20 protein-coding genes and 1 riboswitch are annotated in these 18,492 nt (G+C 41.4%); of the genes, 2 read left to right on the top strand and 18 right to left on the bottom strand.

The genetic code is table 11. The features are described from left to right. Positions 1–4: 4 nt before the first annotated feature. The 11 genes from thiO to KYJ26_RS21635 form a co-directional block, all read right to left on the bottom strand. Complete coding sequence (thiO, locus tag KYJ26_RS21685) at positions 5–1,102, bottom strand: glycine oxidase ThiO (RefSeq protein ID WP_219169954.1); 1,098 nt, start codon at positions 1,100–1,102, stop codon at positions 5–7. Beyond that, complete coding sequence (gene tenI / locus KYJ26_RS21680; protein WP_219169953.1) at positions 1,086–1,727, bottom strand: thiazole tautomerase TenI; 642 nt, start codon at positions 1,725–1,727, stop codon at positions 1,086–1,088. Before tenI ends, thiO begins: the two co-directional genes overlap by 17 nt. Next, positions 1,717–2,520: an energy-coupling factor transporter transmembrane component T family protein gene (locus KYJ26_RS21675; RefSeq protein WP_219169951.1), complete on the bottom strand. Its 804-nt coding sequence runs from the start codon at positions 2,518–2,520 to the stop codon at positions 1,717–1,719. Before KYJ26_RS21675 ends, tenI begins: the two co-directional genes overlap by 11 nt. Further along, complete coding sequence (locus tag KYJ26_RS21670; protein ID WP_374939787.1) at positions 2,517–3,944, bottom strand: ABC transporter ATP-binding protein; 1,428 nt, start codon at positions 3,942–3,944, stop codon at positions 2,517–2,519. The genes KYJ26_RS21675 and KYJ26_RS21670 overlap by 4 nt, the downstream gene beginning before the upstream one ends. 13 nt (positions 3,945–3,957) lie before the next feature. Then, positions 3,958–4,536: an ECF transporter S component gene (locus tag KYJ26_RS21665; RefSeq protein ID WP_219169947.1), complete on the bottom strand. Its 579-nt coding sequence runs from the start codon at positions 4,534–4,536 to the stop codon at positions 3,958–3,960. Next, the gene (tenA, locus tag KYJ26_RS21660) at positions 4,529–5,236 is read right to left on the bottom strand and encodes a thiaminase II (RefSeq protein WP_219169945.1); all 708 of its coding nucleotides are present in this window, start codon (positions 5,234–5,236) and stop codon (positions 4,529–4,531) included. Before tenA ends, KYJ26_RS21665 begins: the two co-directional genes overlap by 8 nt. Before the next feature lie 117 nt (positions 5,237–5,353). Further along, positions 5,354–5,461: riboswitch (TPP riboswitch) on the bottom strand. Between the two features lie 264 nt (positions 5,462–5,725). Further along, positions 5,726–6,325, bottom strand: a complete 600-nt coding sequence (locus tag KYJ26_RS21655) for a response regulator transcription factor (protein ID WP_219169944.1) — start codon at positions 6,323–6,325, stop codon at positions 5,726–5,728. Further along, entirely contained in the window at positions 6,322–7,458 is a 1,137-nt protein-coding gene (locus KYJ26_RS21650; protein WP_219170291.1) for a sensor histidine kinase, read from the bottom strand. Before KYJ26_RS21650 ends, KYJ26_RS21655 begins: the two co-directional genes overlap by 4 nt. 136 nt (positions 7,459–7,594) lie before the next feature. Next, the gene (locus KYJ26_RS21645) at positions 7,595–7,792 is read right to left on the bottom strand and encodes a hypothetical protein (RefSeq protein WP_219169942.1); all 198 of its coding nucleotides are present in this window, start codon (positions 7,790–7,792) and stop codon (positions 7,595–7,597) included. A gap of 152 nt (positions 7,793–7,944) precedes the next feature. Then, positions 7,945–10,467 carry a cyanophycinase gene (locus tag KYJ26_RS21640; RefSeq protein WP_219169940.1) on the bottom strand — a complete coding sequence of 841 codons (2,523 nt, stop codon included), beginning with the start codon at positions 10,465–10,467 and terminating at the stop codon, positions 7,945–7,947. Between the two features lie 194 nt (positions 10,468–10,661). Beyond that, positions 10,662–10,943 carry a DUF6509 family protein gene (locus tag KYJ26_RS21635; RefSeq protein WP_219169938.1) on the bottom strand — a complete coding sequence of 94 codons (282 nt, stop codon included), beginning with the start codon at positions 10,941–10,943 and terminating at the stop codon, positions 10,662–10,664. Positions 10,944–11,116: 173 nt separating this feature from the next. On the opposite strand from KYJ26_RS21635, the gene KYJ26_RS21630 reads away from it, so the two are divergent. Continuing rightward, positions 11,117–11,425, top strand: coding sequence for a hypothetical protein (locus KYJ26_RS21630; protein WP_219169936.1), 309 nt, complete (start codon positions 11,117–11,119; stop codon positions 11,423–11,425). 49 nt (positions 11,426–11,474) lie between these two features. Here KYJ26_RS21630 and KYJ26_RS21625 read toward each other — a convergent pair whose 3' ends face one another. Continuing rightward, positions 11,475–12,389 carry a phosphatidate cytidylyltransferase gene (locus tag KYJ26_RS21625; protein WP_219169933.1) on the bottom strand — a complete coding sequence of 305 codons (915 nt, stop codon included), beginning with the start codon at positions 12,387–12,389 and terminating at the stop codon, positions 11,475–11,477. Between the two features lie 98 nt (positions 12,390–12,487). On the opposite strand from KYJ26_RS21625, the gene KYJ26_RS21620 reads away from it, so the two are divergent. Further along, positions 12,488–13,042 (top strand): hypothetical protein, encoded by a 555-nt coding sequence (locus KYJ26_RS21620; protein ID WP_219169932.1) that lies wholly within the window; start codon positions 12,488–12,490, stop codon positions 13,040–13,042. Positions 13,043–13,081: 39 nt separating this feature from the next. On the opposite strand, the gene KYJ26_RS21615 is transcribed toward KYJ26_RS21620, so the two are convergent. From KYJ26_RS21615 to speD, 6 genes are all read right to left on the bottom strand, one after another. Beyond that, on the bottom strand, positions 13,082–13,669 hold the full coding sequence (locus KYJ26_RS21615) for a branched-chain amino acid aminotransferase (RefSeq protein ID WP_219169930.1): 588 nt from the start codon (positions 13,667–13,669) through the stop codon (positions 13,082–13,084). A 43-nt stretch (positions 13,670–13,712) separates the two neighbouring features. After that, the gene (locus tag KYJ26_RS21610) at positions 13,713–14,465 is read right to left on the bottom strand and encodes an exodeoxyribonuclease III (protein WP_219169928.1); all 753 of its coding nucleotides are present in this window, start codon (positions 14,463–14,465) and stop codon (positions 13,713–13,715) included. A gap of 189 nt (positions 14,466–14,654) precedes the next feature. Then, positions 14,655–15,986 (bottom strand): DEAD/DEAH box helicase, encoded by a 1,332-nt coding sequence (locus tag KYJ26_RS21605; RefSeq protein WP_219169926.1) that lies wholly within the window; start codon positions 15,984–15,986, stop codon positions 14,655–14,657. A gap of 198 nt (positions 15,987–16,184) precedes the next feature. Then, positions 16,185–16,481 (bottom strand): rhodanese-like domain-containing protein, encoded by a 297-nt coding sequence (locus KYJ26_RS21600; RefSeq protein ID WP_219169924.1) that lies wholly within the window; start codon positions 16,479–16,481, stop codon positions 16,185–16,187. Between the two features lie 165 nt (positions 16,482–16,646). Further along, on the bottom strand, positions 16,647–17,444 hold the full coding sequence (locus KYJ26_RS21595; RefSeq protein WP_219169922.1) for a TIGR00266 family protein: 798 nt from the start codon (positions 17,442–17,444) through the stop codon (positions 16,647–16,649). A gap of 145 nt (positions 17,445–17,589) precedes the next feature. Beyond that, positions 17,590–18,402 (bottom strand): adenosylmethionine decarboxylase, encoded by an 813-nt coding sequence (gene speD / locus KYJ26_RS21590; protein WP_219169921.1) that lies wholly within the window; start codon positions 18,400–18,402, stop codon positions 17,590–17,592. Positions 18,403–18,492 lie beyond the last annotated feature (90 nt).

Below are 18,492 nucleotides of genomic sequence, written 5' to 3'. Positions count from 1 at the left end.
TTTCTCAACTCCCTACGTGTGAATGTAGTAATCGATTCTCCTTGCCTTCTATAAGGTCTGCCATCATGACTCCTGTGATGGGAGCCAGGAGAATACCATTCCGGTAGTGCCCCGTTGCAATGGAGAGCCCTTCCCACCTTTCACTCCTTCCGATGATCGGTAGTCCTCCTTGTGTTTGCGGCCGAATACCTGACCAGGCTTTTTCCCAATCGGCATGGATCAGTTCTGGTAAAATATCTGTAGCTTTCTTCATTAAACTCATCATCCCGCTAACGGAAATGGTCTCATCAAAAGTATGAGCGTGTTCTGTTGCGCCTATTAGAAATCGCCCCCCCACCTTCGGAACGATGTAGCAGCCCTCAGTGAAAATGGTCCTCTCCACCAGTTTCCGGGAACATTTCACCGAAAAGCATTCCCCTTTGACTGGATAAGAGTGAAGTGTCACACCGACTCTCTCCAATAGAGATTGACTCCACGCACCGCCCGCAACGATTATTTCAGATGCATATAAGGGACCGATTGACGTTTGAACTCCCGATATTCTACTTCCTTCAACAATAAAGTCGTATACATCCGTATACTCATTGACTTGAGCCCCTAATCTGACTGACGCGAGCCCTAACGCTTCTGTCAGCTTTGGTGCCGCGACGTTCCCATCACGTGGAATGAACAAACCGCCTGTCGCCTTCTTAGAGAGAAGAGGTTCGAAGGCTGAAAGCTTTGGAGAGGATAGCCATTCTACCTCTTCATCCTGATCCAATTTGGTAGCAACACTTATTAAAGTCTGTGCCTCTTCCTCTGTCCTTGCCAGTTTGACCATTCCATTTTCAACATACTCTATATCCATACCCGTTACTTCTTTTAATTCACGCGCAAGAACGGGGTACATATTCCGGCTGTTCTTAGCCACCCTATAGAGGGGGCTTCCCCCATTTAACTCCGTATGTACCCCAAGCATTCCCGCTGCAGCTTTTGATGCTTTGGATGCCAATTGATTCTTCTCAATCAGCAATGCTTTTTTTCCTCTTTTGGTAAGCTGGTACAGAATGGAGCAGCCGATTACCCCTCCCCCTACAATCAAGACATCATATTGTTTCGCCAAGCTGGTTCACCTCCTTATGGATTGCCTTATAATAAGTACGGGCTGCTTCGAGAGGATTTTCTGAAAGAAAGATACCTGATAATACCGCGATACCCTTTGCACCGCTTCTCACAATGTCTTCAACTCGTTCCGGTGTAATACCCCCGATGGCAATAATGGGCAGAGGGATGTTCGAAACGATGTCTTCTAAATCAACAGTCCCCCTGCCTTCTTTCCCTGGTTTAGACGTCGTTTCATAAACATTCCCATATAGAAGAAAATCTGCCCCTTGGTCATATGCCCATTGTGCTTCTTCTATGCTGTGCACCGATGAACCGATTTTCAAGGATGGAAAACGTTCCTTCACAAGACATACAGGAGCACTATGATGTCCAAGGTGGACTCCTCTTACGTGTTTCATACAAGCAATGTCTGCACGGTCATTGATGCACAGCTTCCTTAAAGGAACACCAGCAGCTGTTAATTCATCGACGGTTTTAATCAACTCCGCCCCTGTCCAGCTTTTTTCGCGAATATGAAGCATATCGAAATAGGGATGGATGGCTTTCGATATTTCCACCAATTCTTCCCTTGATTGCTGACCAGTGGAAATGACATGTAGTCGTCGCCTCTTTTCAGTTTCCATAACGAACATCTCCCGTCGGAAATATTGGTAGATAAATAGAAAGGACATAACTTAAAGAAATCAGAGTGATGATGCTCAGAATAAAATAGCCATCAAATTTCGAAAATCCTACTTTGTAGTAATAGGTTCTCTCCCCATCTCCCTCAAATCCTTTTGTTTCCATGGCAACTGCAATTCTGTGAGCCCTCCTGATACTTTGTGCCAGTAAGGGGATGGAATAGGACTCTATGATATGGAATAGTTTCTTAAAGCCTTTTTGTTCACGGGTGCCCCTGACTCTCCGTGCATTCCGGATGGTATTGAACTCTTCCATCATGATGGGGATCAGTCTTATCCCGGTCATAAAACTATATGCATACTTCGGCTTAAGTCCCAATTGCTGCATAAGCGAATAAAACAGCAGGACAGGTCTCGTCGTCAGAGCAAATAAGAGGCCCAAAACAGCGAATAGGAATGCCCTTAATCCAATATGAATTCCCCTATAAAAACTCTCCTCTGTCACTTGGATCATCCCCCAAGAAAGCCACGTTGTCTCCCCTTTCCCGAACATGATCATTGAGGAAGACGTAGAGAGAAATACAAGGAAAAATGGCATGGTCATTAACATCACTAACCTACTCGCATATCCAGAGAATGACCACAATAAGAGGAAAGCGAACAAGGTCAAATACATTAGCCAGTTCAAGTAATGAACGAATAGTAAAAATAGAAAAAGGGCAACCATTACGATCAATTTCATACTCGGGTTAATGTGATGGAGCCAGGTGTGTTTATGAACGATTTCCATATTCACAATGCTTTACTCCTCACTACTTCTACACCCTCATCTTGACTCAGTCTTCCATTTTCAATCGTCCATACCCTGGTGGCAAAATGACGGATGATTTCAATATCGTGAGTCACCATCAATATAGTTGCGCCTTCTTGCTGTAACTCGAAAAGCATTTCAATTAGTTCGAACGTATTAAGAGCGTCCTGTCCGAAGGTTGGTTCATCCAATAACAGAATCTCCTTACTGGGAACGATGGATGCTGCAACACTTAATCTGCGTTTTTGACCCATAGATAAAGAATAAGGATGATGTTCCTTAAATGTACGAAGATGGAATCGCTGGAGTAGCTCATGAACATTTCTTTCCACACTCTCTTCGGTGAAGCTCTTTAGCCGGTAGCTATTGGCCACTTCATCAAAAACGGAATGGGTGACAAACTGTAATTCGGGATTTTGAAATACGAACGCACAATCTTTCGGAACTTTTTTCCTTTTGACCTGTATTCCATTTAATTCGTACGTACCGCTCGTATGAATGAATTTCATTAAGCTGTGAAGTAACGTTGATTTCCCTGCACCATTCTCTCCTGTTATAGCAATCCATTCCCCTTTACGGATTTCGGCATGAGGCAAATGAACCTTTTCTTTCTTTTGAATATAGCCTTTAAAATCCTCCAGTCTTGCAATCACAGGTCCCAACGAGGGAATCTCCCTCGTTTGACGGGATGTCAGATACTCCTTCCAGGCGTCCGGATACCAGACACCCAAGCTCTTCAACGTACCTTTGTAATGGTTCATGATCCACTCCTTCGCTCCATCCGCCATAATGGTTCCATTTGAATCGAAAACGATGATTCGATCGATCATGTCAAGGACGTGATCAAGTTTATGCTCTACGATTACCAGTGTTTTATCTAAACAGATCTCTTTTATTGTTTTCCAAACAGATGTTGTACTTTGCTCATCCAACATCGAAGTCGGTTCGTCCAGGAACAATGTATCTGGCACCGAGGCAAGAGCAGAAGCAATGGCCAATTTCTGCTTCATGCCTCCTGATAATGTTGAGATTTTCGTATGGGGATCATCAAGTTCCAATCCCACCTCAGATAATAACCGTCGGATTTCACCTTTCATCTTTTCACGGGGAGTCCGTAAATTCTCCAGCACAAAGGCCAATTCTTCATCAACGAAGGGCATACAAAATTGTGAGTCCGGATCTTGAAATACATAGCCATAAGATTCTGATGCCTCCAAGTTTGCAGCTCTCATGGGAACATCCACAGATCTGGGGATCACCCCTGATAAAACATGGAGAAGTGTTGATTTACCACATCCGGATGGTCCCAATAGCAATACTTTCTCCCCTTCATTGATTGACAGACTGACATCATTAAACATCCGTTTTTCCGATCCGGGAAATGTAAGTCGAAGTTTTTCGACATGCATACGCATCACCCCTTTAATGGTTCAATACATCGTAATCATCTTGATTTGCTCGTCTTACTAGACTTGTGACTCCTGTTTTCTCAAGAGCCCTTACCACATAAAAAGATCCTGCACCTGCGATGACAATCGATCCAAGTATTCTCACAACGATGAATAATGTCAAATTCCAAAGGACTAAATCCCCTATATACCCTTTCATGTAATCCATTAAAATGGAGCCACATGCAGACCCAACAGCCGCTAAACATATAATTGAAAGATCATAGCGTTTATATTTCGTTAGGAAGAATACCAATTCTGCCATCAATCCCTGAATCACTCCGAATAAAAGAACCTCGAGTCCCCATTCTGAACCCATTAGAAACTCTCCTGAAGAAGCGGCTATTTCTGCTAAAATGGCGACTCCCGGTTTTCGGATAATCAAGAATGCCACTGTGGCCGCCATGAACCACATTCCATAGATAAATTGATCTGCATGCAATCCAATTGGTTTCAACAAATTATAAAATGGCCCCCAAAGCTTATAAATGACGCCAAACATAATGGAAATGACCACCGTCACTAAAATGTCGGTCAGTTTTAATTTAGACATGTGTTTCACTCATTTCCTTACCTGGATACAGGGCATGCTGAAACGGCCATTGTTCAAGGGTATAAGCCATCTCCCAAAACTGTAATTCATAAATGCTGCTTAAAATGAAATTCTCTTTCATTCTTTCTTTGTCACATTCGGTCATGGATTCTGCCAATTCATCAAGTCGTTGGATTTGTTCTTCCACTAGCTCTTTAAACCACTCCCCTCCGTATGCCTTAATCCATTCCTGATAAACAGGCTCTTCCGGTGTGCAAAATTTCAGGCGTTCCCCCACTTCGTAATAGAGCCAATAGCATGGGAGGATCGCCGCCAGGATATCAGCTAGACCCCCATACCGTGCGGAACGATACATATGCGAGGTATAGGCATATGCCGTAGGGGCAGGCCTGAAATTCTTTCTTTCCTCTTCGGTAATGCCTAATTGCTTGGAGAAATTTTCATGTAATGAAAGCTCTGCTTCATTCGTCCCTACAGCGTGCGTTGCCATTCGTGATGTCGTATGTAGATCCAATGCCTTTGATGCACCAAGCGCCTGCACCTTTGAGAAATGTGAAAGGTAATAGGCATCTTGCAAAAGATAGTACTTGAACTTCTCGATTGGTAACGTTCCATCCCCTATTCCTTTAACGAAAGGATGTTGAAAGCTCGCATCCCAAATTTCATTGACTTCGTTTCGTAGTACTTTTGAAAATGACATAATTTCCTGCTCCTTTTCCAGACGACCCGAAATGGGCAACAAAAAAGCCACTTCCCGTGATGCATACAGCATACAGAAAGTGGCTTGAGATCAGAATGATAGACTAGTATTCTTTGCGACCGTCAAACACCACTTCCCTACGCTGGTCTCAACCAGATCAGGTTCGAAGGGTCTTAAAGTAACACTTTAATCTCAGCCTTTTAGAAGGCACCCCTAGTGGATCGTCTTATGAAATTTTGTTTTCGTTGTAATCGTATCATGATACTTTTAGTTGTCAACATAAAAAAACAATTCATGTTTTATTTTCAGTTACCAATCGGCCGTCGGATCCAGTGGCAGCAAAAGGTTGTACAGCAGATTAAATGCAATAAATTTTTTTATAAAAAAGTTCATCAGACCATTTTTGTCTGCCTATCAGCACTGAATGAACATCCATAAACTTGCAATTTAATAAGAGGGACGGACCTTCTTGAAGGTCCGTCCCTCTCTTTATTTAAACCACCCTTTTTCTTTGGATTGTGTGATGGCTTCGATTCGATTTTTCACTTCAAGCTTGTCGAGTATGGTGGAGATATAGTTCCTGACAGTACCTGTTTTAAGCTTTAATTCATCGGCGATTTCCTTTGTGTTCTTCCCGTCGGCAACGAGCTCCAGCACTTCTTTTTCACGGTCTGTGAGAGGGTTTTCTTCGCTGTAGACATCATCCATCAACTCCGGTGCGTAGATACGCTTACCGTCCATTACCAGGCGGATTGAGTTTGCCAATTCTTCACTGGGACTGTCCTTCAACAAGTAACCCTTTACTCCTCCTTTTAAAGCACGCTGGAAATAACCGGATCTTGCAAAAGTAGTAAGGATGATCACCTTACATTCTTCACCTTTCAACTCCTCTGCAGCTTCAAGGCCTGTCTTTTTAGGCATTTCGATATCCATGATGCAGATATCCGGCTTGAGTTCATGCACGAGGGAAATGGCTTCTTCACCGTTGCCGGCTTTCCCTACCACTTCCATATCATCTTCCAAACTCAAAAGAGACCCCAGGGCACCCAACAGCATTCGCTGATCTTCGGCAATCACAATTCGAATCATTCCATTCCCTCCCTGTCTGTCTGTTTGATTACTTTAGGCACCCGCATGATCAGGGTGGTGCCTTCCCCCGAAACAATGTCCAGACTGCCATTGACAAATTCCAGTCGCTCCCTCATCCCGATCAGACCGCTTCCTCCTGACTGTGTGTAATCACTTCCGATCCCCACACCGTCATCTTTCACCACAATCGTCATCTCTTTATCGGATTCTTCCAAGGTGAGTTCACAATAAGAAGCCTTGCTATGTTTGACCACATTTGTGACAGCCTCTTTTAAGCACATGCTTAATATATTCTCCATGAAGAGTGATAAATGAGGGAGGGAGTCGTCTTCATTCATTATGAATTCAATTTCAGCCGCCTTTAAGAGCTGCTTTATCCTGACGATCTCATCCATCAATCGGATTCCCCTCATCTGGGAAACCATTGTCCTTACCTCACTCAAAGCCGTTCTCGCCGTTTGTTGAACGTCTTTTAATTCTTGTCGTGCCTGCTCTGGATCTTTATACACCAATTTCCTCGCCAGGTCACTTTTTAAACCGATCAGAGAAAGCTTCTGCCCAAGCGTATCATGCAGATCCCGTGCAATCCTTTGCCTTTCTTCTTGCTTGACAAGGTCTGAAATACGCTTGTTGGCATCTTCCAACTGGTCTTCGAGCTGCACTTGTTTATTTCGATTATAGATATTGAAAGGTAGAAGAATGACGCTGATCCAGATGATCAATATGAATGGAAATTGTGACAGGAACAATTCATTCTGCAAAACGAAGTTATAGTTGATGGATGCAGTCGTCAATACAAGGTGGATGATATATAGGGTTAAAAAGGCGACCCGATTTTTTATATTTCCGTTGTAATAGGCTATGTAAAAGGCGAAATAGATGAAATTAAACTGAATGGTCATGGTGATGGAGATCGCAATCAATATCGATGTCCATAAATACACCGGCCAATCCTTCGAAATAAAAGCGAAACGTAAAGAGATAAAGAATGCTATGGTCAAAGAAATCCCGACCGCAATTTCAATTGTAGAAGAAGACTGAAAGATAAAGTAAAAGGGCAGGATACTGATGATGCTCCAAATATATGGTGAAATTCCTGAACCTTTTTGGATGTTGATTATTTTTTTCGGCATTTGCATGCTGAATACCTCTTTTGCTTCAATATTTTAAACGGTTCTCCTATATTATGACATAAATGAACCTGATTTTCATATGTAGCTCATTTTAAAGAACTGTTTATCTCTTGCTGATTTGTTGCTTGTATATAGGCTAATATTTCCGGTTTTGAATTCTTTTTTGCTTCTCCATGACCTCATAAGATTTGTGAATGATGTCTGTTAAGACGTCACCTTTATAAACCCTTCCAATTTTTGTATTCCGTTGATAGTATTCTACAATTTCGTCCAATTTCTCTGAAGTTTCTTTATCAACCCTTACATTAAGTTGCATTTTCCCTTGATCTGACAAGGTTCGACCTCCTCATCTATCAATTTGATATCATTTGCTAGCAATCTGTTATCAATAGTATATCAGATGCTATAACGGATATATACAGTTCAATTGTCATATTAGCCAAATAAAAAACCCGGGCACATTCCGCCCAGGCTGTTCAACCACATTTAATTATTCTCGATCATGACTTCGACCGGTTTGATATCCATTTCCACACCAAAGAATGAATAATCATCCTTGTTTCCATCTTTATATCCCCAGAACCCCTCTGTTCCACTTCCTTTTCTGAAGGTAAGTTCAAACCCTTCATTTTCAGAAAAGCTGTAACTCTTCACTTCATCCATCCAGGCGTTATCTAAGAGACTGAAACTCAAATAGTTTGCAAGTGTCGGGTGCGGCGTCAATACTCCCGTATGCGGTGCGGCGTAATAATCATAGTATTCGTAATCATTGGTTGATTGTTTATGATCACTGATGGAAAACTCTTTAGTCTCTAGATTAAATTGGTCTCCTGAAGTGATCCATGATAAACGGATATCTTCATACGTATGAGACGACGGTGAAAGATCTGACTGACTTAAATCGACTATCGATACCCCGCCTCGTCCCTTTACCTCCACCGTCCTGGATTGGTTATCCACTATCAAGGCGGTGTCTTCATCGATTCCATAAGATAATTCGTTTCCTTCTCCATAAACTGCCGTTGTAGCAATCAATCGTCCCAATCGTGCTTTTTTATCAAAGTGTTGGTCAACGATACCATACGGGAAGAAACCAAGCCCCTTTTCCAGGTATCCAGGTCCACCTTCTTGCTGAGACATCCCGTCATATGAATCAGTATAGCCCTTAGCTAACGTATCGTAGCTTCCACCACCTGCGATCATGACATCACTCATGATGGCGGCACCTGCACTTGTCCCACCAAGAACCGCTCCATTACGGTAGATTTCCCAGATGTTTTCCAGGGCCAGTGATTTCGTTCCGTCTCCGTTCAAAAGTGCATCAGTGATATCTGTTTGATCTCCACCAACAAACCAGATCCCATCATAATCGAGAATGCGGCCTGCAATATCGGGGTGATTCTTATTATCTTTCCATTCTGATTCATCCTCTTCCGTTCCTTTGAAGTCATGATTGGATATGGGAAGGATATCAATTTGTTCTGGCGGGAAGCCATACGATGTCAAATCCTCTTTAAATGTTTGGGAAGACTTCAAACTGGAACTTGCTGCAGGGATTATTCCGATTTTTCCAGTTTCACCGGCTCGCTCAATGAATTCTTTATACACTTCCTCATTGCTGCTACCTAATGCCCCGCCAACGATGACAAGGCTTCCCTTTGTGTCAGGATCAAAGGCACTCTCGGATGTATCAAGTGGAGTTTCCTTAAAGTCTTCAAGCCGGTCTTTTTCATTAAAGCTGACCTTCACAGGAGATACATCCATTTTCACATGAAGTAAGGAGTAAGTATCTTTTTGACCATCCTGATAACCCCAGAATCCGTTTGTATCTTCACCTTGCCTGAAGGTAAGTTCAAAACCCTTTCCTTTACTGTCATAGAGGTAACTGGTGACCTCAGTAACGGCTTCATTATCCACAAGTGAATACGAGAGATAGTGAGGCAATGTCCCATAAGATGAAAGGACCCCGGTAGCTTGAAGAGGTTTGAAGTTGTAATATTCATAGTCTTTTGTTTCTACCTTATCTTCCTCAATCATATACTCTTTCGTTTTCACTTTAAGTTCATCGCCAGGAGAAAGATAACTGATATCCAGATCCCTAATCTCGTTCCTTGATGTTTTGGCGCTTGCAATATCTACGATTGTGACATTGCTTCTTCCCAAGACAGAAACCGTCCCTTCTTGATTATTCACCACCATTGCCGTATCCTCATCGATCCCATAGGCCAACTCATCAGGTGCTTTAAAACGCAGTGCTGTAGCTGCCAGTCTGCCCATGCGGGATCGCTCATTGAAATGCTGATCCACGATGCCCCATTGAAAGAATCCCAGTCCTTTTTCTATATAAACAGGAGCATATTCTTCGTCAGGGTTCGATACATCCTCAGTTGTAAACTCCTGTCGCAGGCCGCCGAGACTGTCTCCACCTGTAATCATGACGTCACTCATGATGGCGGCTCCAGCGCTTGTCCCACCAATTACGGCCCCTTTTTCGTAAATATCCCAAATTTCTTCCAGGGCCATTGTCTTTTCACCATTTTCCCTCATTAACGCGTCCGTGATTTTCAACTGATCACCACCGACAAACCAAATGCCTGTCAGCTTTTTAATCTGTTTTCTGACCTGTTTATTTTCAGCATTTTCATTCCATAAACTTTCATCTTCTTCTGTCCCCGAGAAATCATGAGAAGAAATGGGGAGTATTTCGATGGATTTTTCATCCACTCCATAAGAAATCAGATCCTCTTTAAATTGGTTAGAAGATTTCAAAGAACCTGAAGCTGATGGGATGATCCCAATCTTTGCTTTCTTCTTCCCCCCAGATAGTTCTATGAACTTTTCATACACATCCGAATTACTGCTTCCTAAAGCACCTCCAACAATCAACAGATTCCCTTTGATATTTCTTTCTTTTTTGGCCAAGATGTCAGTTGTGGCCAGGCTTGCAATCAATCCCAATACAGTCAATACGATAAATAGTTTTTTCACTTTCCCCCAATAGTCTTTCATCCACCATTCTCCCTTCTGTTCACTCATTCATTTTGTTAACATGCAAATTCCATGCCAACTCATTGATCTCTGAATTATCAGTCATTTAATAAAGAATGGGTTCTCATTGGACATTTTTGGTGTTACATACCAACAACCAATAATAAAAAAACATCATCCCGATATCAGTGAATGGGATGATGTTCTGTATCTTTTTATTGGATATGTTCCTGACAATATGCCAGAATGAGGTTCTCTTCCTCTTCTTCTAACTCGAAGTCCATGATTGACTCAGTGTTTCTTTCAAGGATCGTGGATTGTACAATCCTTGCTCCATTGTCGTCTCTGACAAAGATGGCCTTTATGTATATACCCTGTTCTGAATACAGCTCATCGTCCTCGGGTACTTCGATATCAAGAATCACTTCATAGCGATCTCCACTTAAAATACCGGTGGGATCTTTTAATTCTTCAGCATGGTGATTGGTAATATTCATGGTTCTAACTTCCTTTCAAGTACTAAACATGTTTCTTCCATCCTCTTATTATACACCTTGAACCCTTGATTTTAAAATGTATTATCCTAAGACTGAAAAAGGATATGAATAGGCTTCCTTCTCAGACTTCGATATAATAAAAACAAGAACACCCGTTTAAGGAGAGATACTACGTGAATTCTAAAGAAATGCAAGAAAAAATCATTCAAAATTATCAGAAGGACGAGCATATGATGATCCTTGTATTTGCACAGTGGTGTGTGAATCATGATCTCGATCCTGCCACCCTTTATCAAAAAGCCTATCCAGAGCAAGGTGAAAACCCTGCACTGCAGCAAGGAATCGACTTAACCGTCCCTAAAGAAGAATCCGAAGACATTCCAGATAGCACTTTACTTGGCGTCCTTTCCCTATTCGGAAATGATGACCTTGCTTATGTCGTGACAGAAGAAATCAACAACCGCTCCAAGAAGAAAAGATAAAAAGCATAAGGGGGACGGACCTATTAAAGGTCCGTCCCCCTACGTTTCTTCACATGAAGTCAAAGTAATACCGGATGATGTGAAAGAATATGGGTGAAGTGTAGGCTAAGCTGTCGACGCGATTGAGGTAGCTTTCTTTTAATGAGGCTAATCTTTCTTGATCACCGATGAGAAGATCCCTTTTCAATACGGAAATCGTCAAACTGCCTACAAAACCACTGATGCTGATGATCAGCCCTGAGAGGATCCCGAATTTCAAGTCGAGTGGTGTTAAAAAAGGGTATGTGAAATAGGACACCCCTGTCGTAACCAGCACCGCAGATAAAAAGCCTTCCCACGTAATGGCAGGATTAGATGTCGGTACTACCTTACGCTTACCAATATAAATGGATACCACAAATTGTACGATGTCACTCACCTGAGTGAGGACAACCAGGAACAGAACAAGATTCGCTCCATATTCGGGATTTGCAACCTGGTAATAAGCGAGATGGCTCAACCCAAAAACCATGAGCATCAGTCCCCATTGAGTAGAACTGACAGAACGAAGAAACCCCAATGTTCCCTTCCCTAAAAGCCTGGGCAGCGGCAAAAGTAAGAATACGTATACAGGAATAAACACTATGAACATCCCATACCATCCAATATATATCCAATAAAACTGAATCGGGATCGATAAATAAGCCCATAGGAAGATTCGCCTGTCGGCTTTCCGCGTTTTCATCATGGAGAAATACTCTTTAAGGGAAAAGAAGCAGAGAACCATTAAAGATAACATGGAGATGATTGGATTGAACAAAGTCGCCAAACAAAAAACCCCAAACATCCCCCACCATGTTTTTACCCTTAAGGAAATTCTGGAGAAGTCTTTTTCACTTTGCTTTCTCTTAATCTGTAAAAACAGGACGTTCACAACGACCAATCCTATAAATATTATAAATAAAGTCCAAATGGCCGATTCCATATTCATCCCCCTTATTGAAATGACCGTATTCAAGCGGTTCATTTATTGTATAATTAAGCATATGGGAAATTCTACTACTTTAAAAGAGGGAATGAGCTATGAATAGTCAATATATCTATATTTTACTGACGGATACCGGAACACTGTTTACAAAATCCATCAAAAAGTACACGAAAGCTCCATACAACCATGCGTCCATTTCCTTTGACCGTGAACTGACTGAGTTATACAGCTTCGGTCGTAAACATCCTAACAACCCCATAAATGGAGGATTTGTAAAAGAGGATATCTACCAGGGAACATACAGTAAATACCCCCATACCACGTGCGTCATTTATCAATTGGAAGTAACGGACCGGAATATCGAAAAGATGAAACGGGTATTGAATGTTTTTAAAAGGAGCCGCAATAAATTTCTTTATAATATCCTTGGAGTATTTGGCGTATCAATGAATGAACCCGTCGAATTCAGCAACTCATACTTTTGTTCCCAGTTTGTAGCAGAGATCCTTCATCGCTCAGGGATCAAACTGTGGGATAAGCTGCCTGCACTGATTACTCCTGAGGATTTCAGAAAGCACCAAGATTTCCATCTCGTATATGAAGGGAAATTGTTTGAATACGATCCAATCAAACAACATAAGGCCAAATAAAATCCCCCTCGGAAATGGTTTTTCGAGAGGGATAATGAATTATGCTTCCTCCATGTTTTGAAGGAGATTAAACAAAAATTCATATATAAGTTCATATACTGACAGTATTGATTGTCTTTCATTAAAATCACGAAGATCATTCAATGTAAAATTCAGGTCCCACAGCCCATCCTCGCCATTAAACAACAGATCATATGACGATTCACTTTCAAGGGACTCTTCTAAGTACCGCTCGATCTGACTCCGATACTTCTTTTGAAGCTTTAACCCAAGCATGGCATCATACGTCCCAAAGACATCGTCCACTTCCAACGAGACAGCTTCCACTCCAATCATTGTAAACCAAATGGATTCGAGGAAAACGAACTCGTTTTTTTGCTCTTTCAGGTAGGTGATGGGCTGGTGAAGAAATATCGGGGATTCCTGACTGATCAGTTCTTCGGTTTCTTTATCACAACGCTCGATATACGCCTCCTGAAAACGGGAATCTGCATCTGGAGAAGTTATCTCATCAGCATCCAGTAATCCGTACTTTAAGGCATATTCCCTTTCCTGTTTGAATAAAGGAACCGCACCTTCAGATTCTTTTGTTTCGTCAATGTATTGTTTCAATCTTTTTTGTAACATTCCTTTTCCTCCTCAAAACTTTACGCCTTAGTTCTGGTATGTACTACTCTAACTCTAAGTATACAGGACAATGATCACTGCCGAGAATATCAGAGTGAATTTCAGCCTTTTTTATTGAAGGAGCTAAATGTTTGGATAGGATAAAGTAATCAATTCTCCATCCGATATTTCGTTCACGCACATTACTCATATATGACCACCAACTGTAGGCATCATCCTTTTCAGGGTGAAGATATCGAAAACTGTCTACAAACCCGTCCTGAAGGAGCAACGTCATTTTCCCCCGCTCTTCATCGGTGAAACCTGAATTTCCCCGATTCGATTTATCGTTTTTCAGGTCGATCTCAGCATGAGCGACGTTTAAATCCCCACATAGAATGACCGGCTTATGATGGTTCAATTCAACAAGGTATACTCTTAAAGTATCCTCCCACTCCAGACGTTCCTCAATCCTTGAAAGGTCCCTTTTTGAATTAGGTGTATATACATTCACCAAATAAAAAGAATCAAATTCACACGTTATGATCCTTCCCTCGATTTCTTTTTCTCCATCACCAAACCCATATGAAACAGTGAGCGGCTTCTGTTTCGTGAAGACGGCAGTTCCTGAATACCCCTTCCGGATAGCATAATTCCAAAACTGATGATATCCATTTATATCCAATGAAATTTGACCTTCCTGAAGCTTTGTTTCCTGCAGGCAAAATATATCCGCATCCATCCGGTGAAAATAATCTAAAAACCCTTTTTTCACACATGCTCTAATTCCATTTACATTCCATGATACCAGCTTCATAGTATTCTATTAAACCCCTTTTCTCTTAACAATTTCCCTTATTATCGTACCATAAAAACTAACTGCGCTATTCATTATACCGATATAATATACTCGCATTCATATATTATTCTAGAATAACTATGTTTTTCTACCCTTATTATTCCACAATAAAAAACCATGCGTGGCATGGTTTTTAGGTTATTACTTTTAATTATTATGACGACCCGGTTTGGTCCTTTTTCCGCTTTTTTTCCCATTTACATCAGAGCGTGTTTTCTTTCCTTTTAAAGTCACGGAACCAGATTGGTTTCCTTCAGACTTCTTGACCTTGGGTTCATCCGCTCTCTTTAATTGTTCCATATTTTTGCTTTTCCCTTGTCTTCTTTCCCCCTTGTTCTTGGAAGATGACTTGGTTTTTAGCTTTATGGTATTGCCAAGATTTTGTTTCTGAATCCGGCTGTTTAATTCTGTTTCTATATCGTCCAGAAGACCTCTCTCTTCAGAAGAGTAGAGAGTATAAGCAAGACCTGTTTCCCCTGCTCTCCCCGTCCTGCCGATTCGGTGAATGTAAGTTTCTGCATCGAGTGGCATATCATAGTTGAATACATGTGTGACTCCCTCGATATCCAGTCCTCTTGATGCAACATCCGTCGCCACTAACATCGGTACATCCCCTGATCTAAAATGCTCCATTATTGTTTCACGCTTCTCTTGGGGTATATCACCATGAAGTTCAGAAACATGAAAGCCTTTTGACCTTAATACTTGATATAATTTCGAAACCCTACGTTTTGTTCTGCAGAAAACGATGGATTTCTTAGGCTGAAACGCCTCAATTAATTGAATAACTGTGTCCTGTTTTGCACGATCCACTGTGAAAATGGCATATTGATTGATGGAAGTCGCTTTATTCCTTTCCGCTACCTCGATGAATCGTGGTGAGTTCATGTACTTTTTCCCCAGCTTTTTGATTTCAGGAGGAATCGTAGCAGAAAATAGCATGGTTTGTCGCTTAGCTGGTGTTTTCCTTAAGATTTCTTCTACTTTATTCAGGAACCCTATCTGAAGAAGTTGATCTGCTTCATCAATGACTAAAAATTTCAGATGTGATAAGTTTAGGTTCCCTCTTTTCACATGATCCAAAAGCCGTCCAGGAGTTCCAACAATGATATTGACGTGTTGCTCCAGCTCTTTTATTTCCTCTTCATGGCTTTTACCTCCGTAGACAGAGAGAACGCTGAACCCTTTGTTATCGGCCGTGAGCTTTCTTATTTCACTCGTTACTTGGATGGCCAATTCACGCGTTGGGGTAATGATCAAACTTTGTATATCTTTCGTATTTGCTTTACTTTTATCTAATATAGGTAAAACATAAGTGAATGTTTTGCCTGTACCGGTTTGAGCTTTGGCTATGACATCTTGTCCATCAAGGAGAGTGGGGATCACGTTTTCTTGTATGGGTGTCGGCTTTTCTATACCTTTGGTCGATAATATTTTCTGTAATCCAACGGATATTCCTAGGGATGAAAAAGAGTTCAATGAACATTCCTACTTTCTTAATACGATTTTAGACTTGTCTACTAATACTGAATGTTTTATCGTGAAAATGCAAGAATAAAAAAAGGACTCCCCATAAGGAATCCTTCAGATGAAAATCTTGTTTTCTTTCAGATAATTCACTTTTACGATTGAAAAGATCTTAGTTACTCTACTCTTTGCAATATTAAGCAGAAAAGCTTATTCAGTCGGACCTTCCCAAGACATCATTCCACCTGTCATATTGATGACATCAAACCCTTGATTCTCAAGGGATTGTGCTGCTTGTCCACTTCTACCCCCGGAACGGCAAACCATGATATATTCTTTTGACTTCTCCAACTCACCCATACGACTCTCAACTTGTCCTAAAGGAATATGCTTAGCAGTAGGAATCATCCCTGAAGCCACTTCATCATCTTCACGTACATCTAGGATGTTTAACGATTGGTTTTCGTTTAATAATTCTTCAACCTGTTTTGCTGTTAATTGTTTCATTGTCTATTCCTCCCATTTATTGCAGTAAATCAATAATTTCTTCATGATCAATAATATACCCTATATGGTATATTGTCAACCAAATAAAAATACGATCATACTTGATCGCATTTTCATCTGATGCTGTGTTCTTTCTTTTAATGCGGCTCTATTAATGAGATTTGATCAATCGTCACCATTGAGAAAGTCACCAATTCCTCCAAGTAAACTTCCTTCACCCGTAGAACGTCCTCCACCTGGAGCGTTGGCATAAATCCTCTCTGCTAACCGACTGAACGGAAGCGATTGAATCCAAACTGTGCCTGGACCGCGGACGGTAGCAAAAAACAATCCTTCTCCACCAAGGAAGGCTGATTTGATTTTCCCAACATATTCAATGTTGTAGTCCACTTCCTTTGTCATGGCCACTAAACACCCGGTGTCCACTCGTAACACTTCCCCTGGTTGAAGCTCTTTTCTATAGATGGTCCCACCTGCATGGAGAAAAGCTAACCCATCACCTTCAAGCTTCTGCATGATAAAGCCTTCTCCACCAAAGAATCCCGTTCCTAATTTTTTTTGAAAATCAATTCCTACGGATACTCCCTTTGCTGCACATAAAAATGCATCCTTTTGGCAAATGACCTTGCCACCTAATTCACTTAAGTCAACAGGGATGATCTTCCCAGGATAAGGAGCAGCAAAAGACACATGCTTCTTGCCCATTCCATCGTTCGTGAATACGGTCATGAATAAGCTCTCGCCCGTCAATATACGCTTTCCCGCACCAACAAGCTTGCCAAGAAACCCACCGGTACCTCCACCTTGCGATCCGTCACCAAAGATCGTCTCCATTCCGATTCCATCTTCCATCATCATCATGCCACCAGCTTCTGCTACGGCACTTTCTCCCGGATCTAATTCTATTTCGACAAACTGCATATCATCCCCGTGCAATTTGTATTCAATTTCGTGTGAATTCATTCCTTGTTCCTCCTCTATTTGCATGCATAATTACCTATTCTTCAAGAGGTTCAAGATTCCCTTCTCAAAATCCATTTTCATAATAATAAGATTTCAACCCAAAAATACCCCTTTGCTGACTGCTGCACAAAGGGGCATGATTTGTCTATGGTCTTGGGATGTTTTTACCATAAAATATCTCATCCATTTCCATTTTTACTTTATCCGTAATTTCATCTACCTCATCATCTTCCAGTTTGTCCTTCGTATAACCAAATAGATAGTTATTTAAATCAAATTCCTTCAGCTTACATTTTGTGTGAAATATATTTTGAGGATAAACATTTACGTCGATCATGTCATACTCATCCTTGATTTCTTCCGGAATGTAATTCTGGATTGAATTGATGTCATGATCGATGAATAGTTTTCTACCATTGATATCCCTGGTAAAGCCCCTCACCCGATAATCCATCGTCATGATGTCTGTGTCAAATGAATGGATCAGATAGTTCAATGCCTTAAGGGGAGAAATTTCCCCGCACGTCGATACATCGATATCAGCCCTGAATGTCGAAATCCCTTCATGAGGATGATACTCAGGGTAAGTATGAACCGTGATATGGCTTTTATCAAGATGCATTGTCACCGTTGAGGGAAGAGGTCCCGGTGATTCATCAAAATGCTCCGTTGGCACTTCAACGATTGGACCTTCTGATACCAGGATAGTCACACTCGCACCCTGGGGAACGTAATCCTGCTTTGATATATTGAGCACATGTGCTCCGATAATATCCGAAACATGAGTCAGAATCTTCGTCAGTCGATCGGCGTTATACTGCTCATCAATGTATTCGATATAGGATTCACGTTCTTTCCGGGTCTTCGTATAACAGATATCGTACATATTAAAACTTAATGATTTCGTTAAGTTATTGAATTCATGGAGTTGGATTCGTTCTTCATGAGATAATTTCATTGTGCATTTCCCCTTATATGTAAAGTTTGTGTAGTATGCCCTATTCATTTATCTTACCCAGACCCAACCATACTAAAACAGGAAGATTGG

Origin of the sequence: Rossellomorea orangium (assembly GCF_019334305.1) — a bacterium.
Classification (GTDB): Bacteria; Bacillota; Bacilli; order Bacillales; family Bacillaceae_B; genus Rossellomorea.
The sequence above is the reverse complement of the archived record's forward strand: the minus strand, read 5'-3'. Positions and strand labels throughout refer to the sequence as shown.